At 44.1% G+C, this 23,601-nt stretch carries 24 protein-coding genes; 6 read left to right on the top strand and 18 right to left on the bottom strand.

Annotated features, from left to right (window positions below; translation table 11 throughout):
- Positions 1 to 6 precede the first annotated feature (6 nt).
- Positions 7 to 2,679: an ATP-binding protein gene (locus V7077_RS14760; RefSeq protein WP_335503003.1), complete on the bottom strand. Its 2,673-nt coding sequence runs from the start codon at positions 2,677 to 2,679 to the stop codon at positions 7 to 9.
- Between the two features lie 332 nt (positions 2,680 to 3,011).
- Between V7077_RS14760 and V7077_RS14755 the strand changes: the two genes are divergently transcribed.
- A complete protein-coding gene (locus V7077_RS14755; RefSeq protein WP_335502999.1) occupies positions 3,012 to 3,467 on the top strand; it encodes a Dps family protein in 456 nt (151 codons plus the stop codon).
- Positions 3,468 to 3,857: 390 nt separating this feature from the next.
- Here the strand turns inward: V7077_RS14755 and V7077_RS14750 are convergent, their stop codons facing one another.
- The 4 genes from V7077_RS14750 to V7077_RS14735 form a co-directional block, all read right to left on the bottom strand.
- On the bottom strand, positions 3,858 to 5,069 hold the full coding sequence (locus V7077_RS14750) for a PP2C family protein-serine/threonine phosphatase (RefSeq protein WP_335502996.1): 1,212 nt from the start codon (positions 5,067 to 5,069) through the stop codon (positions 3,858 to 3,860).
- Between the two features lie 86 nt (positions 5,070 to 5,155).
- Positions 5,156 to 5,950, bottom strand: coding sequence for an RNA polymerase sigma factor SigB (gene sigB / locus V7077_RS14745; RefSeq protein WP_335502993.1), 795 nt, complete (start codon positions 5,948 to 5,950; stop codon positions 5,156 to 5,158).
- Positions 5,916 to 6,398, bottom strand: a complete 483-nt coding sequence (gene rsbW / locus V7077_RS14740) for an anti-sigma B factor RsbW (protein ID WP_335502990.1) — start codon at positions 6,396 to 6,398, stop codon at positions 5,916 to 5,918. The genes sigB and rsbW overlap by 35 nt, the downstream gene beginning before the upstream one ends.
- Positions 6,399 to 6,411: 13 nt before the next feature.
- Positions 6,412 to 6,726 carry an anti-sigma factor antagonist gene (locus tag V7077_RS14735; RefSeq protein ID WP_215045568.1) on the bottom strand — a complete coding sequence of 105 codons (315 nt, stop codon included), beginning with the start codon at positions 6,724 to 6,726 and terminating at the stop codon, positions 6,412 to 6,414.
- Between the two features lie 263 nt (positions 6,727 to 6,989).
- On the opposite strand from V7077_RS14735, the gene V7077_RS14730 reads away from it, so the two are divergent.
- Positions 6,990 to 7,163 (top strand): hypothetical protein, encoded by a 174-nt coding sequence (locus V7077_RS14730; RefSeq protein WP_335502985.1) that lies wholly within the window; start codon positions 6,990 to 6,992, stop codon positions 7,161 to 7,163.
- Positions 7,164 to 7,286: 123 nt separating this feature from the next.
- On the opposite strand, the gene V7077_RS14725 is transcribed toward V7077_RS14730, so the two are convergent.
- The gene (locus V7077_RS14725) at positions 7,287 to 7,727 is read right to left on the bottom strand and encodes a hypothetical protein (protein ID WP_335502983.1); all 441 of its coding nucleotides are present in this window, start codon (positions 7,725 to 7,727) and stop codon (positions 7,287 to 7,289) included.
- A gap of 174 nt (positions 7,728 to 7,901) precedes the next feature.
- Positions 7,902 to 8,834 (bottom strand): magnesium transporter CorA family protein, encoded by a 933-nt coding sequence (locus tag V7077_RS14720; RefSeq protein ID WP_335502980.1) that lies wholly within the window; start codon positions 8,832 to 8,834, stop codon positions 7,902 to 7,904.
- 121 nt (positions 8,835 to 8,955) lie between these two features.
- Between V7077_RS14720 and V7077_RS14715 the strand changes: the two genes are divergently transcribed.
- The gene (locus tag V7077_RS14715; RefSeq protein WP_335502978.1) at positions 8,956 to 9,225 is read left to right on the top strand and encodes a hypothetical protein; all 270 of its coding nucleotides are present in this window, start codon (positions 8,956 to 8,958) and stop codon (positions 9,223 to 9,225) included.
- A 69-nt stretch (positions 9,226 to 9,294) separates the two neighbouring features.
- Positions 9,295 to 10,002, top strand: coding sequence for a hypothetical protein (locus V7077_RS14710; protein WP_335502975.1), 708 nt, complete (start codon positions 9,295 to 9,297; stop codon positions 10,000 to 10,002).
- A gap of 11 nt (positions 10,003 to 10,013) precedes the next feature.
- Here the strand turns inward: V7077_RS14710 and V7077_RS14705 are convergent, their stop codons facing one another.
- Both V7077_RS14705 and V7077_RS14700 read right to left on the bottom strand, forming a co-directional pair.
- Positions 10,014 to 11,321, bottom strand: a complete 1,308-nt coding sequence (locus tag V7077_RS14705) for a hemolysin family protein (protein WP_335502972.1) — start codon at positions 11,319 to 11,321, stop codon at positions 10,014 to 10,016.
- Between the two features lie 66 nt (positions 11,322 to 11,387).
- Positions 11,388 to 12,893 (bottom strand): mechanosensitive ion channel, encoded by a 1,506-nt coding sequence (locus tag V7077_RS14700; RefSeq protein WP_335502969.1) that lies wholly within the window; start codon positions 12,891 to 12,893, stop codon positions 11,388 to 11,390.
- 157 nt (positions 12,894 to 13,050) lie between these two features.
- Between V7077_RS14700 and V7077_RS14695 the strand changes: the two genes are divergently transcribed.
- Complete coding sequence (locus tag V7077_RS14695; RefSeq protein WP_335502965.1) at positions 13,051 to 13,350, top strand: hypothetical protein; 300 nt, start codon at positions 13,051 to 13,053, stop codon at positions 13,348 to 13,350.
- A gap of 68 nt (positions 13,351 to 13,418) precedes the next feature.
- Positions 13,419 to 13,595 carry a CsbD family protein gene (locus V7077_RS14690; RefSeq protein WP_335502962.1) on the top strand — a complete coding sequence of 59 codons (177 nt, stop codon included), beginning with the start codon at positions 13,419 to 13,421 and terminating at the stop codon, positions 13,593 to 13,595.
- A 200-nt stretch (positions 13,596 to 13,795) separates the two neighbouring features.
- Here V7077_RS14690 and nuoN read toward each other — a convergent pair whose 3' ends face one another.
- The 9 genes from nuoN to V7077_RS14645 all read right to left on the bottom strand — a co-directional run bounded on the left by nuoN (position 13,796) and on the right by V7077_RS14645 (position 23,599).
- Positions 13,796 to 15,283: an NADH-quinone oxidoreductase subunit NuoN gene (gene nuoN / locus V7077_RS14685; RefSeq protein WP_335502958.1), complete on the bottom strand. Its 1,488-nt coding sequence runs from the start codon at positions 15,281 to 15,283 to the stop codon at positions 13,796 to 13,798.
- Positions 15,284 to 15,289: 6 nt separating this feature from the next.
- The gene (locus V7077_RS14680; protein WP_335502955.1) at positions 15,290 to 16,798 is read right to left on the bottom strand and encodes an NADH-quinone oxidoreductase subunit M; all 1,509 of its coding nucleotides are present in this window, start codon (positions 16,796 to 16,798) and stop codon (positions 15,290 to 15,292) included.
- Complete coding sequence (gene nuoL / locus V7077_RS14675; RefSeq protein WP_335503074.1) at positions 16,795 to 18,666, bottom strand: NADH-quinone oxidoreductase subunit L; 1,872 nt, start codon at positions 18,664 to 18,666, stop codon at positions 16,795 to 16,797. Before nuoL ends, V7077_RS14680 begins: the two co-directional genes overlap by 4 nt.
- 145 nt (positions 18,667 to 18,811) lie before the next feature.
- Positions 18,812 to 19,126 carry an NADH-quinone oxidoreductase subunit NuoK gene (gene nuoK, locus V7077_RS14670; RefSeq protein WP_335502953.1) on the bottom strand — a complete coding sequence of 105 codons (315 nt, stop codon included), beginning with the start codon at positions 19,124 to 19,126 and terminating at the stop codon, positions 18,812 to 18,814.
- Positions 19,123 to 19,644, bottom strand: coding sequence for an NADH-quinone oxidoreductase subunit J (locus V7077_RS14665; protein WP_215045495.1), 522 nt, complete (start codon positions 19,642 to 19,644; stop codon positions 19,123 to 19,125). Before V7077_RS14665 ends, nuoK begins: the two co-directional genes overlap by 4 nt.
- Entirely contained in the window at positions 19,641 to 20,060 is a 420-nt protein-coding gene (gene nuoI, locus V7077_RS14660) for an NADH-quinone oxidoreductase subunit NuoI (RefSeq protein WP_335502948.1), read from the bottom strand. The genes V7077_RS14665 and nuoI overlap by 4 nt, the downstream gene beginning before the upstream one ends.
- A 105-nt stretch (positions 20,061 to 20,165) precedes the next feature.
- Positions 20,166 to 21,170: an NADH-quinone oxidoreductase subunit NuoH gene (gene nuoH, locus V7077_RS14655; RefSeq protein ID WP_335502945.1), complete on the bottom strand. Its 1,005-nt coding sequence runs from the start codon at positions 21,168 to 21,170 to the stop codon at positions 20,166 to 20,168.
- Positions 21,170 to 22,270, bottom strand: coding sequence for an NADH-quinone oxidoreductase subunit D (locus V7077_RS14650; RefSeq protein WP_335502943.1), 1,101 nt, complete (start codon positions 22,268 to 22,270; stop codon positions 21,170 to 21,172). The genes nuoH and V7077_RS14650 overlap by 1 nt, the downstream gene beginning before the upstream one ends.
- Positions 22,271 to 22,273: 3 nt before the next feature.
- On the bottom strand, positions 22,274 to 23,599 hold the full coding sequence (locus V7077_RS14645; protein ID WP_335502940.1) for an NADH-quinone oxidoreductase subunit C: 1,326 nt from the start codon (positions 23,597 to 23,599) through the stop codon (positions 22,274 to 22,276).
- Positions 23,600 to 23,601 lie beyond the last annotated feature (2 nt).

The raw sequence follows: 23,601 nt of genomic DNA, 5'->3' as shown, positions 1-23,601 counted from the left end.
TGTGGTTCAATCTTGATTCACCTGCTCTGTCAGCCATACCCGCATTAACGAGAATAGTTGATCGATATTTAGTGGTTTCATAATATAATCAGAGGCACCCGCCTCCATACACTTGTCCCGCTCGCCTTTCATAGCCTTAGCGGTCAACGCGATAATCGGCAGATTGTGCATACCCAAGTCTTCCCGGATGATTTTCATTGCCTCATAACCGCCCATGACCGGCATCATAATGTCCATAAAAACAAGGTCAAAGTGGCCGCGTTCTTGCAGCATTTCTAACGCCTGCTTTCCGTGTTCTGCCACCTGCACGTTCACACCCTTCCGCTCTAAGGCGGTAACCAGTGCAAACACATTGCGGCCGTCATCTTCAACTAGCAGGACTCTTTTCCCTTTAAATAACTGCTCATCGGGACATTCTTCTTCGGCCTGGGCAGCTTGCGGCTCCTCATTTACCCATGTCGGTTCCTCTGTTAATTCGATTTCACTGGCTGTTGCGGCTTCTTCTATTGCCAACTGGACATCGTTTGGCACATATTCTTCTGCCTCCCATCGGCTCGGGATAAACAAAGTAAACGTGCTGCCTTTTTGCGGCTCGCTATGGACCTCCAATGTGCCGCCAAGCAATCGGGTAAATTCACGGCAAATCGATAAGCCAAGCCCCGTACCGCCATATTGTCGGTTAGTTGTCCCATCCACTTGTTGGAAGGCATCAAAAATGATTTGCTGCTTTTCCTGTGGAATGCCAATTCCCGTATCGGTTACAGAAATGGCGAGAACAGGTTCGCGCGTTTGTTTATTGAGTAATTTCGCTGCTCTTTCAGAAGGGGCCAGCCCAATTTGCAGGGTAACGCTGCCCTGTTCCGTAAATTTAAAGGCATTCGATAAAAGATTCTTCAATATCTGCTGTAATCGTTGCCCATCCGTCGAGATCACAGGTGGTATATCGGAATCCATGTGGATGTCGAACTGTAGATTCTTTTTCGCTGCCACCGGGTTGAACATATTGCGCATCAGCTGCGGGATCTCCGTGACATTGACTTCATCTGTTAAAATTTCAATTTTTCCTGCCTCGATTTTTGATAAATCAAGGATATCATCAATCAACCGCAGCAAATCATTGCCGGAGGTATTCACAACTTTCGCGTATTCGGCCACTTCCGTGTGGTCCAAATCCGAGTTATTTTCCATCAGCATTTGCGACAGGATGAGAATACTGTTTAATGGGGTGCGCAGCTCATGTGACATGTTCGCAAGGAAATCAGTTTTGTATTGTGAACTCATCTTTAATTTGATGGAATAATCTTCTAGCTCGTCCTTCGCTTTTTTAAGTTCGAGGGCGCGCTGTTCCGCATATTCCTTCTGCTCCTCCAAATAATCATTGGAGAGACGTAATTGTTCTTGCTGCATTTGTAATTCTTCCGATTGTGCCTGCAGTTCTTCTGACTGCGCTTGTAATTCTTCGGTCAGGACTTGGGATTCCGCTAGGAGCCTTTCTACTTCCATTCGGCCCGTTACCGTTGAAATCGACGATCCAAACTTATCTTGGATCAAATCAAGTAAGGTCAGGTGTTGAGCCTGAAACGGCTGCAGTGCAGCGAACTCGACGACTGCTTCTACGCGATCATCAAACAAGATCGGGGCAATTAATAGATTCCGCGGATTCGAAGTACCTAACCCTGTTGTTATTTTAAAATGATTATCTGGTATTTGATCGATTAGAAAAATTCGTTTATCAACGGCTGCCTGACCAATCACTCCTTCGCCTAAGCGAAAGTTCGTCTTGACGAGGTCACCATCGGCGACGGCATACCCGGCTACTCTCACAAAATCCACTTCGCCCGCTTGCTCGCGGCGCAGATAGACGACCCCGTAAGCGGCTCCCACCAATGGAGCGAGTTTGTTAATAAACATCTGAGTGAGTTCATTAATATCGGTTATTCCTTGATATAGAGTGGAAATTTCGGTTAGGCTTTTTTGCACCCAATTCCGCTTTTCAAGAGCCTCCAGTAAGTTGTTCATAGCCTCAGCAAGTTCCTGTGTTTCATCATGAGTGTTCACTTCGATTCGTGATGTTAAATCTATTTCTGAGTTTTCGTCCATGATTTCATCAATCGTTCTTACTACCCTTTTAATCGTTCTAACAATCGTGTTAGAAAGAATAACAGAGATGGCAATTGTAAATATAGATACTAAAATAATAATTCCGTATAAGATTAACTTTAAGTTATTCGTATGCTCATTAAGTTGATTGATACGCACGGTGGTCATTTTCTTTTCGGTGGCTAGAAAGGATTGAAACTGTGTACGCAGTTGGTCCGTAATCTTTTTTCCCTTGTTTTCCGCGAAGTGCTGAGTTAAAAAGCGCGTATTATTGCTCTTTTTGGCATTAATGACAGCCTCACCGGTATTTGTGATCCAGTTTACGATCAATGGTTTCATTTCTTCCAAATTCCGCTGCTGACTACGGCTATCTAGCAGGGAATGAAGATTATTATAATTATCCAGCCAGCTGCGACTCGCTTGATTATAGGGATCCAGATACTGTACATCCCCCGTTATGACATATCCTCTCATGCCCGTTTCCATGTCGAGGACATTTTTTTGAATTTGATTGGCCAGGTCGTGGATTTCGATATCGTGTTTGGCCACATAGTCTACTTCTTTTTGCAAATCTGTCATTCTATTAATCACCGTTAACAATGACAGTACCAAGCAAAGTAAAATCGATAAGTAACCCACGATAATTTTTGCATGGATGTTGAAGTTCAAGCCCTTTATGGTAACCGCCCCCTCAATGAATATACTCTTATTTTAACCTGTAAAAATCTAGGTTTCATCGGTTTAAATAATTTTGATACTATAGTAATACTCTTAATACTAGTTCATATATCCTAATTCTATTACCCGTTTTTCTCTTTTTTGAAACCTCTTTTTTTAAAAATATTTGTTGTTTCAACAGATAGTTTGCCGGGTAATCATTCATTAACATGATTATTTTGGAGGTTGATCAAATGGCGAAGACGAAAGAAAAGGTTCAATTAACGGAGGTTCTCAACCAGCAAGTAGCTAACTTCTCGGTTCTCTATATGAAGCTTCATCATTATCACTGGTATGTAAAGGGAGAAAACTTTTTTACCCTGCATGTTAAATTTCAAGAGTTGTACACGGAGGCTGCGCTGCATCTGGACACGATTGCAGAAAGGATGCTGTCACTAGGAGCGGCCCCAACCGCTACGCTTAAAGAGCAGTTGGAGCTGTCATCGATTAAGGAAGCAGCTGGGGATGAAACCGCCGGGGAGATGGTTCAAACGCTGGCTGATGATTTTAACAATGTCTGCAGCGAACTTACAGAAGGCATTACGGTTGCGGAAGACAAGGATGACCAGCCGACGGCGGATATGTTTATTGCGATCAGGACGTCACTGGAGAAGCATGGCTGGATGTTTAAGGCTTATCTAGCAGAGTAGATTTATTCGGGTGCCAGTTTTTATGCTGGCACCTTTTATTTTTCGGGTGGGGTTTGTTGTTCGAATCTAGGTGGTTTTTTTTGAACAGGGCGGTATATTACCCGTTCTACTGATTTTTTCATGCGCACGGGCACTATTAGCCTCTTTTTTTACCCATTCTACTTAATTATCCGCGCTTACGGGCACTATCAGTCTTTATTTTGCCCATTCCCTTTATTTTTCCATGAGCATGGGCACTATCAGTCTTTTATTTTGCCATTCTACTTATTTTTCCATGTGCACGGGCACTATCAACCTCTTTTTTTGCCCATTCTACGCTTTCCCCACTGCACACAGGCACTATCAACCGCCGAGAATGCCAACTCCAACTTTCCCCCCTCCACACGCGTACTACCGCTTCCTTACTCTGCCCGTACGAATCACTTTTTCCCGACCACGAGCACAATCGAATCCATTCGTTGAAACCATTACTAAACACATATCATCCTTTGCAGCCTGCAGCAGCTCGGAACTCAACTGCAGCCGTTCAAATAACTCCTTAGGATCCTCCATCTCCTGCTCACGCAAACTGCGAATCAATTTTGAAATGGCAACCTCATATTCATCCTCAAGTCCCTCCGAAAGACCATCCGTAAACAGCAAAATTCGGGCTTCCTTTTGATAAGGAATCACCCCTTTGGTCACCTCAATCTCCTCAAAAAAACCAAGTGGACAGCAGCCATTCGTCATCAGCTGCACTTCCTCATCGACAATGGCAATCCCCGCCGGATGGCCGGCATTGACGTATTCAATCGTCTGTTCTGCCGTATCAAGCACAAAATAAATCGCCGTAAAATAATAGTTTTCTAGACTTTCCGGCATCTGGAGCTGATTCATCCTCCGATTTAGTTCGATCATCACGGCTTCAGGGTCACCTATCCCTGTAATCGCATCTTTTAACGTCGAATATATGTACATACAAACAAGCGAAGATGAGATCCCGTGGCCCATCATATCAAGCAAAATAACCCCATAGCGGCCGGGGCTGATTTGGTACCAGGCATACAGGTCCCCCGCGAGTTCAAATGAAGGCTTGTAGACCGCCGAAATGGCGACATCGTCCTTTTGGATTGGTTCGCTCAGCATGCTAAGCTGGACCTGTTTGGCCAAATTTAACTCATGCTGAATCCGCTTATCCCGCTCCTTACGTAAATCCTTTTCATACTTTAACCTTAGAACAGAGCGAATCCGTGCCAACAGCTCCACTTTATTAATTGGTTTCATCACATAATCCAGCGCCCCGGCATCCATCGCCTCTGCCATCTTATAGGAATCTCCCATTGCCGTCACAATAATAATCAGCAAATCTTCATACCGCTCATCGGCAAGAATCGTCCGGCAGGCTTCCAGTCCATCAATCTCGGGCATCATCAGGTCCATTAGGATTAAATCAACAGGGACTTCCACAGAACCTGAATCCGAACTAGTTGGATCAAGCTGCAGATAATCGTATAATTCCCTGGCAGAAGACAACAACACCAATTGATCATAGCCCGCCTTCTGCAGAATTTTCTCAATAATCATCAGATTTGTTATATTATCATCCACAATGACAATATTCATAAACATACCCCTTTTGAAAAAGGTGCCTGTCACCCACCCTTGTTAAAACGCTAACCCGAGTGGGTGACAGGCACCTTTTTTTCTATTCACACGGTGTTTAATCCTTGATAGGAATCACGTGCTAGTTCCTTGCGCAGCTTTTCAATCGCCTTTTTTTGCAAACGGGAAACATGCATTTGCGAGATTCCCAAAAGTTCACCCGTTTCCTTTTGACTTTTATTTTCCACAAACGTGCAATGAATAATTTCCTTTTCTCTGTCCGATAAAACATGCAGCGCGCTTTCGAGCAAAAGTTTTCGGTCGACTTTTTCAAAACCATCATCAGGGGAACCGAGTATATCTAAGGCTGTGACCACATTTCCCTCCGAACCGGTTTCAATCGGCAGGTCAACAGAAGCGGTTTGATAGCTTTTCCCCATTTCCATTGCTTCCAAAACTTCCTCTTCAGATAGCTCCATGTACTCGGCAATTTCCTCAATTTTAGGAGAACGCTGGTTTTTATTCGTCAGCTCGTCGACGACGTTTTTAATTTTCGGCCAAACTTCCTTCACTCGTCTCGGAACATGGACACTCCATGTTTTATCACGTAAAAACCGTTTAATTTCTCCGATTACCGTCGGAATTAAAAAGGATTCAAATGATTTCCCGGCGCCTTGGTCATACCTTCGGATTGCGGCTAATAATCCAATCATTCCGACTTGCATGATGTCTTCATGGAAATCCCGTCCTTTTGAATATTTTCGAGCAAGGCTCCCAACTAGGGCGGTATAATGTTCGACTAAAATGGTTTGGGCTAAGGGGTTCTCCTTTTGTTGAAATTCCAAAATCAGGGCGTCGATCTCTTCCTTAGTTCGCTTCACGGGTTGTGGCTGTTGTCCCATTATTTTCACGCTCCCCACTTAGATACTTCGCCATGAAGACCGTTACACCGGAATGATTCAAAACACGGACCTCGTCCATCAGTGTTTCGATCAAAAACAGACCTAACCCTCCCTCTGAAAGTTGTTCAACGGTACTTGATTCTGTATAAGGGCCTAACTCGTTTCTGGTCTGAATAAAATTAAAGCTTTTACCACTGTCAGCTACCATAATTTCTAACTTGTCCTCATAAATGCCAAACCCTAAGGTGACTTCGCCGCCCTCCTCCGTGGAGTATGCATGCTGGACAGCATTTGTTGTGGCTTCACTCACAGCAATTTTTATATCTTCAATTTCTTCATATGTATAACCCATCCGGCTGCAAATCCCCGATAACGTTAATCTAATTACACCGACATAGTCTGATTTTGCTGGAATCTTCATTTCAATATAGTCCATCACTTGTTTCATCGTCCCCCACCCTTTAATTTGCAGAAATATTCATTATGTTCCCCAAGCCTGTAATCTCAAAAAGTCGCTTCAGTCGATCTGATAACTCAATCAGTCTCAACTCTCCGCCGTTTTCCTTGAGCTTCTTAAATAAACCGACAAACACACCAAGACCCGTACTGTCTAGATAGGAAACGTCCCGGAGATTAATACTCATGATTCTATTTTCCCCTTCCGCGAGTGGTAATAATTCCTCTCTTAGGTTTGGCGCGGTAAAGGCATCAATTTCCCCTGCTAGCATCACCGATACTTCCTCATTTTGCTGATGTACATCTATACTTAGATTCATTTCCATCATCACCTCTAGATATTTATTTTGTATATAACCACATTTAAAACAATCTAAACCTACTTTTTTAAAAAAATTTTGGGGACGCATGGGGACGGTTCTCATGCTTCGGAAGCAAGAGAACCGTCCCTTTGCTTCTTCCCTACAATTATACAGAAATTTACTAATTGAACGAATAGTTCTTGTGTCCTAGATCTGCTGGTATGGTTTAGGATTCTAGTAAAAGGGTATACAAAAGCTACCACAGCTGGAAGGGAGAGGAAATGATGGATGAACTGAATAAATTAAAGACAAAGTTGAAAGTCGAAACGGAAAAGAATGGTTCGATGGCGCAGAACTTTGATGAAGTAAAAAGACTTGGCAAGCAAATGACGAAAGCCAAAACGGGTACTGAGCTGAAAGAGGAACGTGGTTTAACTCCAGATCCGCTTCAATAGATAGATGGAACGGCCATTTCTTAGGGCCGTTACTTTTTTGCTGGATAGAAATGAAAAGGCCTGCACCACTAGTTAGGTGCAAGCCTTTTTATATAGTAAGCTTCGATACCCATAAATCGGTTTTTAGAGCTGTTTATCAAGTGGATCCTCTTGACCATATCGCTGATAAAATTCATCTACCTGCTTTTCAGGATGGGGATCTCCATTGTTCCTTTCGACGTCCTCTTGTGTTTGAAAGTCCCGCCCATCGCTCTTGGCGATGTTGTAACCAGACATGTGCTGACCTTGTTCTTGAAGGTCCCGCTGGCCATTTTGCGAATCCGGATGATCCCTAGATTGTCCAATTTGCCTAAACTGTTCTTGATGCGCTTGATTCTCCCGCTGCGAATTCTGTCCATTCATTAACGGGAGGTCATCATCGTCTCTATGACCGTACTTTTGCTGCAAGTTGTTCTCGCTCTTCATGGATTTTTGCTCATTTTCCGTCTGCTTATAAAGAGTGTCGTCCTCTTTAATGCCTGCTTCATCCAATGTGTTCGTGCCATTATAATTGGTAGTCATCATTATTTCCTCCTTTTTCCAAGACTGCTGTTGTTCATCCCTTGTCATTCAACAGGATTTACCAAACAGGCAACCACATATTTCTACCACCCGCTTCCTTTTGCTAGATTTTCATCTAGGCTAACTTTTTGTTAGCCATGTTAGTGTAATACCACCCCGCCTTCGTCTTGAAACCACTTATTTGAAAAAGGATCCTTTCTTTTTTCCCTTTAACAAGTCGCCTGTCCAGCCTTTATTTTTAATAAAATAATATAAAAGGGCTGTTGAGATGATGATCATGACAATCGAAAAAATATAGCCGTACCGCCAGTTGAGTTCCGGCATATTCTTAAAATTCATGCCCCATAATGCCCCATAAGCCATAATCGGGGTAAAAATAGTCGTCAACACCGTCAAGGTTTTCATAATTTCATTTCCGCGATGGGAGGAAATGACCTCTTCTAAATTAATCAACGAGTCAAGCTCATGTTCATACTCATTGAGCAGAACTTTGGCCCGCTCAATCCGTTTGCCCGTACACGAGAAAAATTCTCCGTCCGTTACATCAGGGAAATTAATTTCATCAATGGCCATTTTTACTTCATTGATCGGTATTAAGAGGTTTTTGCAGACTAACAGTTCATGCCGGCGTTTATAGACAAGCTCAAGAATGCCTATTTCATTTCTTTTTCTCACATTCCAGATGAGAGTTTTAAGGGTCTCCTCAAACTGATCAATCTCCACCAGCATTCCATTCATCAGTTCTCCGAGAAAAAGTAAAAAGCCTTCAACGGCATTATTCGTCCGCGCTAATTGGCGGTTAAGGTTGTCGCGATCCAGCGAAGTGATTTCAAGGTCAACAGTGATTAACTGATTGGTGGTTAAAAAGAAATGAAAGATTTTATAATCGTTTTCATCAGTATAACTTTGTTGAAAAATAAGGGATCCGTTAATGACCTTTTCGCCATCCGCTAAACTGGTTACACGCAAACTATTGGCTTTATCTTTTCCAACCTGCTTCAGCCAAACCGTTCTAACAGGATCCTCATTCGTTGATGGGGGGAGCTGGTTCAGCTTCTCACTGTTCCACTCTAACCACTTCCACTTGTTTGCACCAATATATTTTTCCAAAAGAATCCCTCCTCTTAAGACCTTATCCCCGCTTATCCGTTCCTTTAAACGTTTAATCTTTCACCCATAAGGGTAATTATTAATTAGAATAGGTTGTTCAAATCTTAAGGAGGTAATTTAGATGAAACGTGTCTTAAGTATGAGCTCACTATTAGCTGTTGGGGTTGGCGCTTCGGCTGCATTGTGGCTAAGCAATAAGCCCAATCGGATTAAGGCAGAGACCTTATTAAAAGATTGGAAGCGAAAGATTCTGCCAACGGTTTATCAAAAAAGCGAACAGCTTCCGATCCATAAAGGCGGTAACCCGCTTCCACATGATTATGAAGATAATAAAATGGTTGATGAAGGCGCGATGTACTCGGTTAAGTTTTATAATGAAAAATTACAGTAACAGCAACGAGTTGGGGCTTCGAGCAGCCCCAACTATTTTTGTGAGGTGATCACACTGAATTTACTATTTTTGTTCATCTACTTGGCGATTATTCTTGCTGTCATTGAGATCTTTGTGATTTTATTCCGTCTAACGGGGTTGAAGGTGGAAGTTTCGAGGTTTCAGGTGATTTCGCTGATGACGGGAACCGGCTTTACCACCGGGGAATCGGAGCTGATCTTGGGGCACCCAATCCGTCGGAAACTGGCCATCTTTCTTATTTTGTTTGGTGCGTTCTCCCTCGCCGTGATTGTTTCATCGATTAGCCAATTTCTATCAGAGGGTTTGCAGGCCAAGGAAATCTTTGGCAGTGCAGGTGCAGTTATCCTGGTTTTTGGAGTATTAAAATTGAAAAGCGTTCGGCGGGTCCTGGCAGCGTTTTTCAATCGGGAAATGAAGCAGAATATTGAACTGGCTGATCTGCCAGTCCGCGATGTTTTTTTGAAAGATAAAGAGGACTTGCTGCTCCATCTGTCTATTTATGAAACCTCTTCGCTTGCACACCAAACATTTCAGGAAGCTCTCCCCAACCACGAAGGACTGGAAATGGTTGTTTTGTTTATTCAGCGCGGTGATATTATCATTCGCACGCATCTCTATCAAACCAAGCTTCACGAAGGAGACCAGCTGTTGATTTACGGGGCCAAGGAAGTCATCCTGAAAGTGCTTCACGATGATATTCTGATTATGAAAGAAAAGCAGAAGGAACATGAACTGCCCGTGAATCCTATTCCTTGATTAAAAAGCCTCTAAACAGAGGCTTTTTTCACTTCTATATATTTAATATGATATCCCTCCGATTCCATCACCTTAAATTCATAGCCCTCTGCCTCTATTGAAGCATCAACAGTAACCCGTGCCGACCTTTTGGTTAAAAACCAGCCGCCCAGCGTATCAATGCCTTCCGCACTTAAGTCAATATCCAATAACTCATTCACGTTGTGAATGGCTACCTTAGCATCAATAATATAGTGGCTTCCCGGCGTAATGGTCCGAATCTCCGGAACCTCGTCCCCATCAAATTCGTCTCTCACCTCACCAACAATTTCTTCTATGATGTCCTCGACCGTTACCAAACCGGAAGTACCGCCATATTCATCAAGCAAAATCGCCATATGGGTCCGTTCCTTTTGCATCAGCACCAATAAATTACGAATCGGGATTGTTTCAATCGCCGTGATTACAGGCCGAAGATGGGACTCAAGTTTCCATTCATCAAGCAAGCTATTATTCATAAACCGCTGCGTTAACAGCATTTTTACATTCAGCATACCAAGTACATGATCCTTATCCCCATCAACCACAGGATAACGGGTGAATTTCTCCCTGCGCAGTGTTTCGGCAATCTCTTCGATCGAATCATCAACGGATATGCAGCACATTTCTGTCCGGGGCACCATGATTTCTTTTGCGACCCGCTCATCAAACTCAAAGATATTATTTACATACCGCCATTCGTTCCGATTAATCTCCCCGCTTTTATAGCTTTCCGATAAAAGAATGCGCAGTTCTTCCTCTGAGTGGGCCATCTCATGCTCAGAAGCCGGTTTTAAACCAAAAATACCGACAAGTAGACGGGCCGAATGGTTTAACAGCCAAATAAACGGAAACATCAGTTTATAAAACCAGATTATTGGTTTGGCGAACACTAGTGTAATTTGCTCCGCCTTTTGGATGGCAAAGGTTTTTGGCGCCAATTCCCCTGCCACGACATGTATAAAGGTAACCACCACAAACGCCAGGGTAAACGATAGGAAATGGGTAACCGCCTCGTTTAAATGAAAAGCAGCTAGGATAGGATGAAACAGCTTCTCCACCGTGGGTTCCCCCAGCCATCCAAGACCTAATGCCGTTACGGTGATTCCGAGCTGGCAAGCCGATAGATATTCATCAAGATGGGTAACCACTCTGTTTGCAGCCGCGGCCCGCTTCTCGCCTTCTGCCATCAATTGGTCAATCCTTGAGGTTCTCACTTTGACAATGGCGAACTCAATCGCTACAAAAAAACCAGTTAAGACAATTAAAAGGATAATCGTGAATATGTTCAACCAAAGCATTAACGAAACACCCCCCAAAAAAATAACAATCCGGAATCCCGCTGGATTCCGGATTGCCATGGTCTATTACTGTTTATTCTTGTCGAGCTTATCGTCAAGTTTTTCTAAATATTTAGCGGCAAATGTTTTTCCGCCTAGACCAAAGGCCAGACCGAATGCCAGCGCCAATCCGCCTAAGACGAGAATGAAGGCCGCATTTACAATCGAGTGCGCCACACCAAGCTGGTCTAATGCCATAAAGACCGTAATCGCGTAAATCGTATATTTGGCGATCGCTGCTAAGGTGCGTGAAGAATTATTTTTAATGACATTTTGTAAAATACGTTCGATTAAATGACCGACATATAGCCCAACGCCTAAAATTAAAATCGCAGCCAATAGCATTGGCAGATACGCAATTACTCCCGTTGCCAGCGTCACTAAGAAGTCTAAGTGAACAATTTGCAGAGCTTCAACCGCAAATAGTAAGACGACAACTATCTTAACAATCAATCCAACTATTTGTGATAGGGAGAACTTCGATTTTTCCGGCGTTAAGGTACCAATTCCAATCTGATTGAAGATGCTATCAAATCGTAAGCGCCAAAGCATTTGAACGACCATTTTTTCAATCCACTTTCCAAGCCAGATCCCTACTAACATAAGAATGATCGCCACGATAACATTAGGAATTAACGTTAAGATGTGGTTTAACATTGCGATTGCAGGTTCAGAGATCCCTTTCAAATCTAGCTTTTCCAAAGCCGTAATGATGGTTGGGATTAAGATGAAGATAAACACGATATTCCCAATGATCGTTGATAGATTCGTATCTTCCTGATTTTTCATGATGCCAAAACGCTGACCGATAGAATCAGCTCCCAGGCTTTTTAAGAAGTTCGTTAAAATATCACGGACTAGTTTCGCAATCAGCCAGCCGATTAGGACAATCAATGCGGCTGCAAATAATTTAGGAATAAATGCAACCATGGACGTTAGTGCATGGGTAAATGGACCAGAGATTCCATCGATATGCAATGCGCCCAATACCGCGGGTAAAAATAACAATAGAACAAAATAGAAGACTCCCTGAGCAATCCGCTCGACACTCGATTGGGCTTCTACTTCATTTTTGGCCATCTTCCATTTAACCAATCGTGAGTCTAACTGCAGCATGGCTGCGCCTTTTTTGAAAAGCATACGCAGCAGGTGGGCAACCACCCAAGCAAATAAAAGAATAAGAGCCGCTTTTAATAGATGTGGAATTGCCCCTGTGATCGTTGACACCATGCCAACGAGCGGCTGGGCAATCAAGCTTAAGTTCAACATGTTAAAAAAGATAATCCAAACGACTACTAATAATGCATAGTAGACAATTTTTCCAATGATCGTTTCAGATGAATATTTTCTGCCATTTCCAAAACTTGAGAACAACCTGTCATCGATCCTTGTTTTCTTTAATAGTGACGTCACAGCTTTTCCTATCGCTTTTGCGATTAGCCAGCCAACTAATAGGACCACCAGTGCAAATAGCAGGTGGGGAATTTGATCAGTATATATGTACCAGCCAGCTACCATATCCTTTACGTTCATCAACATCGCTCCTTTTCATTTTCTCATGCTTGGTGCATGCTCGTTTGCTAGGTGATATACCCGGTCTATTTTCTTTCAAACATCTTGAAAAACAGGTTTCGCAGGCAGTTTTGCGGGGAATATACGTTAGCAATTGATTATAAAAGGAGGAGAAACGATGAGTAAAAAAGCATGGTTAGCTGGTGGAATGGCAGCATTACTGACCTTTGGCGGTTTAGCCGGTTGCGGTGATGGAGTTGACCAGGATAATGGTATTAGTGATGGCCAGCAAAAAGATGCGGTCGATCACAATACAAAGAACACATCTAACGACTCCCTTCAGCAGGCAAAAAAGAATATCGAGGATATCCAAAAGGATGTTGAAACAAAATTAAAAGAAAAAGGTGTCGGTGATGGCGTAGACCAAGATAACGGCATCAACGATGGTCAAAAGAAAGATCAACTAGATAGTCTCTAAAACGTTTGAAGGAAATTCACATAGGGTACTAATTTTATAGAACAATCATGATAAAGGAGGAAATTCAGATGAATAAAGATAAAGTTGCGGGCGGATTTGATCAGGTAAAAGGAGAAGCAAAAGAACAGTGGGGAAAGGTAACCGAGGACCATTCCACTGAAACAGATGGTAAATTTGATAAAGTGAAGGGGAAAGTAAAGGAAGGCATCGGAGAAATAAAAGAAAAACTGTCGGAGGATAAATGAGGACGGTTTAGCTATAGAACGCAAAAAGAAGAGGCCCCCATGCCTCTTCTTTTTATATGTTTACCCCTTTTATTTGACCACGCTCTCCACTCGGCCGCCTTCCCCAAAGCGGCCAACTGGATTGATTTCTTATTTCCCCGGGAAATAATCCCCACGGACAAGCCATGGTTTAAAGCCCTAGCTTGTATTTATTTCAAAAATTACTGCAAGTTGTTTAAAAAGTCGAGTGCAATGTTTGGCGCGACTCCAAATAAGACCGATCCAACGATAGCGACTAACAATACAACGACAATGCCAAATGGAATGTTCAATTTACGCTCGTCCCTAGCCGGGCGGAAGAACATTTGCGTCATGATGCCGAAGTAGTAGAAATACGAGATGACAGTCGTTGCAATCATGATCGAAGCTAGCACATAGTGCGGTGTGCCGTAGAACGTACCAATAAAGATATTTAATTTGCCGATGAATCCGGCAGTGCCTGGAAAACCGGCCAAGGAAATAAGCAGAATTCCCATAATAACAGCAAGAGCTGGTGACCGGCGATAAAGACCGGCGAAGTCGGCAATTTTGGTTGAACCAGACTGCTCAGTAATTACCTGAATCACAGCAAACGCACCAAGGTTCATTAACATATAGGCAAGCAGGTAGAACCAGATCGAAAACAGCATATTAGAGCTCAAAGAGGTTAACGCAACCAGGATATACCCGGCATGGGCAATACTGGAGTAAGCGAACAACCGCTTAATATCGGACTGCCTTAACGCCACCACGTTTCCAACAATCATAGTAACGGCTGCGATTACAGCTAGATAATCCTGCATCTTAAACAGGATACCTTCACCATGTGCCCCTGTTGGAGCCGCATTGTAGAAGACAGCAATCAATAGACGAATCACGATTACAAAGCCAGCTGATTTAGAAACTACACTCAAGAATGCCGTTACTGGTGTTGGTGCACCTTGATAAACATCTGGTGCCCACATATGGAACGGTGCTGCCGCTAATTTAAATGATAAACCTACTAAAATGATTAAGAATGACAGACCGAGCAGGTACGCATGCTGCGCATCTGTCACGGCGGACAGTGTCTGGGCAATATCGTACAGGTTCGTTGATCCTGTTAATCCATACACATAACTCATTCCAAACAAGGTGATCGCGGTTGAAATTCCGCCATTGATGACGTATTTCATTGCCGACTCATTTGATTGTAAATTGTGCTTGCGGATACCCGCCAAGATATAGGAAGAAACAGTTAACAATTCCAGCCCAATGAATAAGGTAATTAAATCACCGCTTGAGGTCATTATCATCGCACCAAGCAAGGCGGTTAAGAACAAGTAATAAAACTCACCGCGGTAGGTTTCCATCCCTTCCTTAGCCTCATAGCTGACGGCAAGGAACATGACGAGCCCCGAACCGACAAGCAGGATTAACTTAAAGGCTTTGCCGAAGGAATCTAACGTGAAGCTGTCATCCAAAATTGACGTTGCTTCGGTATTAAGCAAGGCTGCTACCGAAATGATGGCAGCCGCAATACCAAGGATTCCAATCCAGCCGAGGAAGCGGCGGTCTTGCTTTTTCGGTAGAAATAAATCGATTAATGTCAATGCAGCTGCTACACCAAGGATGATGAACTCTGGTGTCATGACACTCCAGTTAAATGATTTCAATGTCGTTAAATCCATTCTTCATCACCCTCCTAACCCTAACATGATGGTTTCTAGTGTTGTTTGCAGCGGAGAACTTAGAACACTTGGATAAACCCCAATTAACACGATTAAAGCCATTAGTACGACAACTGGTACGAATTCAACACCTTTTAAGTCGGTCACACCGGTGAACTCACGATGCGCCTTGCCGTAGGTAATTCCTAAGACAGCACGCAATACGTACGCTGCGGTCATGATAATGCCAATCGTTCCAACAGCGGCAAGCCAAGGTATTTCTTTGAAAAGCCCTAGAAAGGCCATAAATTCACTAACAAATCCGGACATACCTGGAAGTCCCAGTGAGGCCATCCCGCCTGCTAGTAAGAAGCCAGCCGCAAGCGGCATTCCCTTCGCCATTCCTCCCAAGTTCTCGAGGAGTGATGTATCAGTACGCTCGTACAGGATGCCAACGATGAAGAATAATAATGCTGAAATCAAACCGTGCGAGACCACTTGGAAAATCGCTCCCTGTACTCCAGCCGTGTTCATCGCCGCAAGGCCGATCAACACGATGCCCATGTGGGAAATCGACGAATAAGCAAGAACCATTTTAAAGTCTGTTTGAATGAAGGCTAGGAACGCCCCGTAAAGAAGGTTGATCACGCCAAGGACGGCAATTAGTGTCGCAAGGGTATCAAACTGCTTCGGGAAAATTCCCAGTCCAAAACGAATTAATCCGTATGCACCAATTTTTAATAGAATCCCAGAGTGAATCATAACCACCGCTGGCGGTGCCTGAACGTGCACCTTTAACATCCAGCTGTGCAATGGGAAGATTGGTAACTTTACACCAAAGGCAATTAATAAACCGATGAAGAGGCCCATTTTTAAGTCACCGGACAGTGGTGCGCTTGGGTCTGACATCATTTGTGTCAGCATTTCAATGTTGGTGGTACCTGTTTTAGCAAACAAAATCATAATCACAATCAGGAGTACGGCAGAGCCTAACCCGTTGTAAATTAAGAAACTATATGCCGCTTTTTCTTTTTCAAAATAACCCCATTTTCCAATTAAGAAGAATGTTGGGATGAGGGTAATTTCGAAAAAGATGAAAAATAAGATTAGGTTCTCCGCAGTAAATACCCCGAGCATGCCTATTTCTAATAGAAGAAAGAGCATAAAGTAGCCCTTCCATTCTTTTTTAACAAACCGTCCCGCGGCAATGGCTGATAATGTTGCCACTACAGCAGTTAGCACGACGAGCAAAAGCTGGAAGCCGCTCAAGCCCAATTCATAGTTGACCGCAAAGTAAGGCTCTCCTGTATTCATTCCGCGGAAATGAATCCACTCTTTTGCGACATTGAAGTCTGCCAAGTTCTTGCCCCACTGAAAATGAAGATAGCAGGCCAATGACAGGAATAGGGCTGGCAAGGTGGCTAGAAAGCCAACGATTTTAATTGGTTTTTCAACTGATTTTGGCATCATAGCCAAGACGATGATACCGAGTATTGGGGAGAATACTAGGATTGAAAGAACAGCTGATAAATTCATCGTAAGTACCCCCCTGTGAATGCAAAGATGACGACGAGTAGTGCCAGACCAATAAAGGCAACGGCCCCATAGGTCTGTACCTGTCCGGATTGCAGTTTGGAGCCAGCTCTGCCAAGTCCTTGAACAATCCCGACCACGCCTTTGACAAGTCCTTCCACAAGGAAGACATCAATGAACCGTAAGAAGTAGCTGAGTGCTTTAGACGCTGCGACTACAGTATATTGATAGAACTCGTCAACATAATACTTATTAAATAAGATACTGTGCAAGGTATCCCCTGTGCCGCTTAACCAATTGCGGGCAAGTGAACGCTTATAGTACATCAAATAAGCAAGGAAGATTCCTGCTAACGATACAAGCGTTGCTGCGATCATAATCCAGGCAGGACCTTCCGTATGTCCATGCTGGGCAAGGGCTGCATTGCCATCAACGAGCCAGTCGCCTAGGAACGTTCCGAACCAAGGTGTGTTCACGTAACCAGCTATGACTGCGAGTACGCCAAGGATGATCATTGGCAAGGTCATATTGGATGGCGATTCGTGAACATTTTTTTGATTTCCGCGTGCTTCTCCGGTAAAGACTAGGAAGAACAAGCGGAACATATAAAATGCCGTCATGAAGGCCGCAATGAGCGCAAGCAAGAACAGGATTGGATGTCCGCCTTCCCATGCTGCCGCTAAAATTTCGTCTTTTGAGAAGAAACCGGATAGTAACGGTACCCCGCTGATCGCGAGTGTTCCAATTAAAAATAATGGCCCGGTCAGCTTCAACTTTTTCCAAAGTCCGCCCATTTCCTCTATGTTTTGTGTGTGGACCGCATGAATGACTGAACCTGCTGCTAAGAAGAGCAAGGCCTTAAAGAAGGCATGTGTCATTAAGTGGAATACACCTGCCACATAGCCGGCAGAGCCAAGGGCTAACATCATGTAGCCAAGCTGTGAAACCGTTGAATAAGCAAGAACCCGTTTAATATCGGTTTGAACTAACCCAATGCTTGCTGCAAAAATGGCAGTAAACGCACCGATGACTGCGATGGTAAGCAGTGCCGTTGGGCTTGCTAAGAACAACGGGAATAGCGCTGCGACTAAATAAACACCAGCTGCAACCATGGTAGCAGCGTGGATTAAGGCCGAAACTGGTGTCGGACCTTCCATTGCATCTGGAAGCCAGGTGTGAAGCGGGAACTGACCGGATTTTCCGACGGCCCCGATAAAAATTAAAATTGCAATTAAGGTAATCATGGATGTTGGAATGGCGCCGGTTTCAACGGAATGAAAAATGACGCTGTATTCAAAGCTTTTCGTTTCCCAAAAAAGCAGAATCATCCCGATAAACAAGCCGACATCACCAATCCGTGTCATGATGAATGCCTTTTTGGCAGCCGCCTTGGCTTCTTCTTTGTAAAAATAAAAACCGATTAATAAGAAGGAACCAACACCAACTAGCTCCCAGAAAATATAGGTTTGCAGCAGGTTTGGCGAAATTACCAGCCCCAGCATCGCAAAGGTAAATAATCCTAAATAAGCATAAAATACATGGAACCGCTCGTCGCCATGCATATACCCTTTCGAGTACGTATGTACTAAGAAACTAACGAGCGAAACGATTACCAGCATTAATGCATTTAATTGATTGACTTCGAAGCCCGCTGTAAGATGCAGATCTCCTATCGTGAGCCATGCAAAATTTGTCCCGTAGGTTGGCTCCGAAAAGCGCTGGAATAAGACCAAAATGGAATATATCAGCGATGCGAGCGTGAAGAGAATCCCCACATATGCGCTCGCGTCCTTCAGCCGCTTACCGAATAGAAGAAGGATCAAAAACGATAATAGCGGGAAAAGCGGGATAAGCCATGCATTTTCCAATATTATCAACCCCTTGGATGGTGATCGAGTGACCATCCTAATTTTGTCGATTCCCCCTCGGGCATACCATGCTTGTCACTGCCCGAAGTATGGTCGATTTCCCTCAGGACCCGAGTGGTTTGTATCCCCGAGGATTGTCTAAATCATTTTAGTGCTTCATTGTGTCCATTTCGTCGATGCTGACAGTCTTCTTGTTGCGATAAAGGGCAATTAGAATGGCCAGCCCTACCGCTGCCTCTGCTGCTGCCACACTGATGGCAAACAAGGCGAAGATTTGTCCTGTAATCGACGGTGCCATGCCATATTTACTGAAGGTTACCAGATTAATATTAACAGCATTCAGCATGAGCTCAATTGAAATCAGAATGATCACCGTATTTTTCTTCGTCAACGCACCGTATAACCCGATGCAAAATAAAATGAGTGCCAATGCCAGGAAGGCTGAAGCGGGAACTGAACTCATTCCTCATCCGCCTCCTTCTTCTTATCATTTTTTGCTAAAACAATCGAGCCGACTAGCGCCACTAAAAGCAATACAGAGGTTAACTCAAACGGAATAATATATTTTGAGTAGAGCGCCTGCCCAATCTGTAAAGTGTTATTTTCATGGAGCTTGGTCGGAACCTGTTCAATATTGAAATTGTAAATACCAATGTAAACCGCAAAGGCAAAGCCGACCACCCCAAGGAACAAGAGGAACTTGCGTAATCTGCCTGTTTTTGGTTCACTGTCATCATTATGCTTCGTTAACATGATGCCGAAAAGCATAATAATTGTAATCGCCCCTGAATAGATTAAGATTTGCACTGCTGCGATAAATTCTGCGGATAGCAGTACATAAATCCCCGCAATCGCCACGAATGTGAAAATAAGCGCGACAACCATATGGATTACTTTATTCAAGTTTAACAGCAGCACGCCGCCGATAATGGCAACGAGTGCGAGTCCCATAAATGCGAGGAATTCACCTGAGAATGTCATGGTTTATTCACCTGCCGTACGTTTTCGTCGTTTTCATCCAGCCATTCCAGATTTTTAAATAACATGTCACGGCTGTATGCGGCCAGCTCGAAGTTATTCGTCATTACGATCGCTTCCGTCGGGCAAACCTCGGTGCACAGGTCACATAGAATACAGATTTCAAAATTAATATCATATGTGTCGATGATCTTTCCCTTTTTCGTTGGATCCGGATGCTTCTTACCTGTTAAATTAATACATTCAGTCGGGCAGATATTCATGCATTGATTGCAGACAATACACTTTTCCGGATAAAACTTTTGGATGCCGCGAAAGCGGTCCGGCAGCGGAAGCGGCTCATTCGGATAATCGTACGTAATCTTCTCGCGCGATAATTGTTTAAGGGTATATTTCAAGCCTTTAAATACTCCAAGCACGTTTTTCACCCCTTTTGACAGTTTAAATATTGTTATTGGTGTCAGGCACCATTTTCACCGCTATCACAGTGTTGATGCTGATATTGGTGTCAGGACCAAATTTAATTAGAAGAATAGTGATTTGATGATGGCGGTTAGGAAAATGTTTGCTAATGCGATTGGCAATAGAACTTTCCAGCCGAATTCCATCAATCTGTCGACACGAAAACGCGGCAGCGTACTCCGTATCCAGAAATACATAAAGACTACTAAACAGAATTTAAGTGCAAACCATACTGCTCCAGGAATGAAGTTAAGGAATGCAAATGGCGCCAGCCAGCCTCCTAGGAAGATGACCGTAATCAGTGTCGACATCCCAAATACATAGACATACTCTGAAAGCATGAAAAACGCCCAGCGGAATCCTGCGTATTCAACGAAGTATCCTGCAACCAGTTCGTTTTCCGACTCTGGTAAGTCAAACGGTGTCCGGTTTAATTCCGCAATCGAAGCGATAAAGAAGACAATAAAGCCAATTGGCTGCAAGAGAATAAACCAGCCATGTTTTTGCTGCAAAACGATATCATTTAAATTTAGGCTTCCTGCTAACAGGATTACCCCCAACACCGACATAACGAGCGGGATTTCATATGAAATCATTTGTGCCGCTGCACGCATCCCACCCAAGAGGGCGTACTTGTTATTCGAGGCCCAGCCGCCGAGCAGCATCCCAAAAACCGTTAAGCCCGAAATGGCAATGTAATAAAGCAAGCCGACACCGATATCGGCAAATTGAAACTTGTCAGTAAACGGTAACGTTGCCAGCACCATGAATGATGGGGCAAAGGCAATAATCGGCGCCAAAATAAATAATGGCCGATCCGCTGCTTTCGGAATTACATCTTCTTTTAATAAAAGCTTTAATACGTCTGCAACGGTTTGCAACAGTCCCCAGCGCCCTCCAAGTTGGTTAGGGCCGTGACGCAATTGCATATATCCCATTACTTTTCGCTCGGCTAAGATTCCGTAGGTAACGAAACCTAAAACGACTAAAAGCAAGATGACACCGAGTAAAAAGAAAATTCCAAAGTTTGCCCAGCCAGGGCTTGATTGGAGCAAATCTTGAATCATTAGCCGTCAACCTCCCCAAGGACAATATCCACTGCTCCTAAAATGGCTATCAAGTTTGCAATATTTTCGCCTACAAGTAATTTCGGAAGAATTTGTAGATTATAGAATGATGGTCTCCTAAACTTTAAGCGGTACGGTTCCTTTTTTCCGTCACTGTAGATATAGCAGCCAATCTCCCCGCGGGGTGATTCAATTCGCACAAACCCTTCCCCTTTTGGTACTTTAATGATTTTCGGAACTTTGGCAAGAATGTCCCCTTCAGCAGGGAATTGTTCGACAGCCTGCTCAATGATTTTCAATGATTCCGTAATCTCTTCAAGCCGTAAGTGGTAGCGCGCCAAGCAGTCACCGTCCTCTGATGTTGGAACATCAAAGTCAAAGCGGTCATAAATCGAATATGGCTCATCTTTACGAAGATCCCATTTTACCCCTGTACTGCGAAGATTCGGTCCGCTGAGGGAGTATTGAAGGGCTTCTTCTTTCGTGTACTTGCCAACACCTTTAACCCGGTCCAAAAAGATCTCATTTCCTGAAACAAGGTCGTGGTAACCTTTCAGCTGCTCACGCATATAGGGAACAAAATCTCTTACCGTTTCAATCCAGCCCTCAGGAGCATCCCATTTCACGCCGCCGACACGCATATAGTTGAAGGTCAAACGGGCACCTGATAACTCGTTCAGCATATTGATAATCATTTCACGATCACGGAAGGCATAAATAAATGGACTTGTCGCCCCAAGGTCAAGGATATACGTCCCCCAGGCCACAAGGTGACTGGCAATCCGCCCTAACTCCATGGCAAGAACACGCAGGTATTCCGCACGTTCAGGAATCTGGATTCCCATCATCGTTTCAACCGCATGACAGATGACGTAATTATTGGTCATCGCCGACAGGTAGTCCATCCGGTCGGTATAAGGGATAATTTGTGTATATTGCAGGTTCTCGGCTAATTTTTCCGTTCCACGGTGTAAATAACCGATGACAGGCTTTGCCTCTGTTATGATTTCCCCATCAATTTTAACCACAAGGCGGAATACTCCGTGTGTACTTGGGTGCTGAGGACCGACATTTAGCAGCATTTCTTCTGTTCTGATCATTGGTTACACCTCCACATCATACTGTTCATAGTCTTTACGCAGTGGATGGCCAACCCAATCTTCTCCAAGCAGGATCCGATGTAAATCGGGGTGTCCTTTAAAGTTAATTCCAAGTAAATCATATGCTTCACATTCAGGCCAATTTGCCCCGGCCCAAAGTGGCTGCAAGGATTCGATTGTTGGTTCATCTCGGTCAATCTTCACTTTCAATGCCACCGATTGCCGGTTTTTGTATGAGTATAAGTGAACATAGACTTCCATATGTGTTTCAAAATCTGTTCCATGCAGCTCTGACAGATAATCAAACCCAAGCAGCTCATTATATTTTAAAAATTGAGCTACTTTGAAATATGTATCATGCTTCGCCACAAGTGTCGGAACATCTTTGGATAGTTTATTAATATAAGAATCTTCTAAAACATCTGGTCCTAAGTGTTCCGCAATCACTTTTACATACTTATCTAAGTATGTCTGATTGACAGATGGCTTCACCTCAGCTACTGGTTCCGCTGCTGCACCAGTTTTCCCGCCTGCAGCCGCTTTTGCTTTGGCTGCGGCTGCTGCCTTGGCCTTCGCTTTGGCTGCCGCGATTGCTTTGGCTTTTTCATCATCGCCGCCTGCATCTGCTGCTTCGGTTCCAGCTGTCTTCGCTTTTGCGGCTGCCGCTGCCTTGGCCTTCGCTGCCGCGGCGGCTTTTGCTTTCGCCGCTGCTGCTGCCTTCGCCTTGGCATCATCTCCAGCTGGTGCATCATCCGTTGCCGAAGCGTCACCGCCCGCTAATTCCATTGCCTTGCGCTTCGCTGCTGCCGCTGCTTTTGCTTTTGCCACTGCGGCCGCCTTTTTCTTTGCGAGGTCGTCAGAATCGTCTGCTGAAGTAGTGTCCGCTGCCTGAACTGGTGCTTCCTCAGCTGGGTTCTCTTCGTCAGCGGTTCCTTCGCGCTGCTTTTTCGCTAAAGCTGCTGCTTTTGCTTTCGCCGCTGCCGCTGCTTTTTTCTTAGCAAGATCATCTGTATCATTACTAGAAACAGGCTCTGCCGTTTGAGCTGGAGGCTCAACCGCCGCAGGGGCTTCTTCCTCTATAATTCCTTCACGTTTCTTCTTCGCTAACGCGGCCGCTTTTGCTTTCGCAGCTGCCGCTGCCTTTTTCTTTGCAAGGTCACTTGAGTCTTCAGCACCTGCAGCTGACGCTGGTGCCTCCTCCGGTGTCGGTGCCGGTGGTGGTGGTGCAGATTCGCCAGCCTCTTTCGCCTTACGCCTTGCTAATGCTTCGGCCTTTGCCTTTGCGGCCGCCTCTTTCTTTAATTGTTCGAGATCCTTCTCCCCGCTCATCG

The sequence above is a fragment of the Neobacillus vireti genome (assembly GCF_036962465.1).
Classification (GTDB): Bacteria; Bacillota; Bacilli; order Bacillales; family Cytobacillaceae; genus Neobacillus; species Neobacillus vireti_B.
The sequence above is the reverse complement of the archived record's forward strand: the minus strand, read 5'-3'. Positions and strand labels throughout refer to the sequence as shown.

What these genes read in the sequence shown, in the direction of transcription:
- V7077_RS14760 (WP_335503003.1), bottom strand. Translation starts at nt 2,679, where the DNA reads ATGACAGATTTGCAAAAAGAAGTAGACTATGTGGCCAAACACGATATC.
- V7077_RS14755 (WP_335502999.1), top strand. Translation starts at nt 3,012, where the DNA reads ATGGCGAAGACGAAAGAAAAGGTTCAATTAACGGAGGTTCTCAACCAG.
- V7077_RS14750 (WP_335502996.1), bottom strand. Translation starts at nt 5,069, where the DNA reads ATGAATATTGTCATTGTGGATGATAATATAACAAATCTGATGATTATT.
- sigB (WP_335502993.1), bottom strand. Translation starts at nt 5,950, where the DNA reads ATGGGACAACAGCCACAACCCGTGAAGCGAACTAAGGAAGAGATCGAC.
- rsbW (WP_335502990.1), bottom strand. Translation starts at nt 6,398, where the DNA reads ATGAAACAAGTGATGGACTATATTGAAATGAAGATTCCAGCAAAATCA.
- V7077_RS14735 (WP_215045568.1), bottom strand. Translation starts at nt 6,726, where the DNA reads ATGAATCTAAGTATAGATGTACATCAGCAAAATGAGGAAGTATCGGTG.
- V7077_RS14730 (WP_335502985.1), top strand. Translation starts at nt 6,990, where the DNA reads ATGATGGATGAACTGAATAAATTAAAGACAAAGTTGAAAGTCGAAACG.
- V7077_RS14725 (WP_335502983.1), bottom strand. Translation starts at nt 7,727, where the DNA reads ATGATGACTACCAATTATAATGGCACGAACACATTGGATGAAGCAGGC.
- V7077_RS14715 (WP_335502978.1), top strand. Translation starts at nt 8,956, where the DNA reads ATGAAACGTGTCTTAAGTATGAGCTCACTATTAGCTGTTGGGGTTGGC.
- V7077_RS14705 (WP_335502972.1), bottom strand. Translation starts at nt 11,321, where the DNA reads ATGCTTTGGTTGAACATATTCACGATTATCCTTTTAATTGTCTTAACT.
- V7077_RS14700 (WP_335502969.1), bottom strand. Translation starts at nt 12,893, where the DNA reads ATGAACGTAAAGGATATGGTAGCTGGCTGGTACATATATACTGATCAA.
- V7077_RS14695 (WP_335502965.1), top strand. Translation starts at nt 13,051, where the DNA reads ATGAGTAAAAAAGCATGGTTAGCTGGTGGAATGGCAGCATTACTGACC.
- V7077_RS14690 (WP_335502962.1), top strand. Translation starts at nt 13,419, where the DNA reads ATGAATAAAGATAAAGTTGCGGGCGGATTTGATCAGGTAAAAGGAGAA.
- nuoN (WP_335502958.1), bottom strand. Translation starts at nt 15,283, where the DNA reads ATGGATTTAACGACATTGAAATCATTTAACTGGAGTGTCATGACACCA.
- V7077_RS14680 (WP_335502955.1), bottom strand. Translation starts at nt 16,798, where the DNA reads ATGAATTTATCAGCTGTTCTTTCAATCCTAGTATTCTCCCCAATACTC.
- nuoK (WP_335502953.1), bottom strand. Translation starts at nt 19,126, where the DNA reads ATGAGTTCAGTTCCCGCTTCAGCCTTCCTGGCATTGGCACTCATTTTA.
- V7077_RS14665 (WP_215045495.1), bottom strand. Translation starts at nt 19,644, where the DNA reads ATGACATTCTCAGGTGAATTCCTCGCATTTATGGGACTCGCACTCGTT.
- nuoH (WP_335502945.1), bottom strand. Translation starts at nt 21,170, where the DNA reads ATGATTCAAGATTTGCTCCAATCAAGCCCTGGCTGGGCAAACTTTGGA.
- V7077_RS14650 (WP_335502943.1), bottom strand. Translation starts at nt 22,270, where the DNA reads ATGATCAGAACAGAAGAAATGCTGCTAAATGTCGGTCCTCAGCACCCA.
- V7077_RS14645 (WP_335502940.1), bottom strand. Translation starts at nt 23,599, where the DNA reads ATGAGCGGGGAGAAGGATCTCGAACAATTAAAGAAAGAGGCGGCCGCA.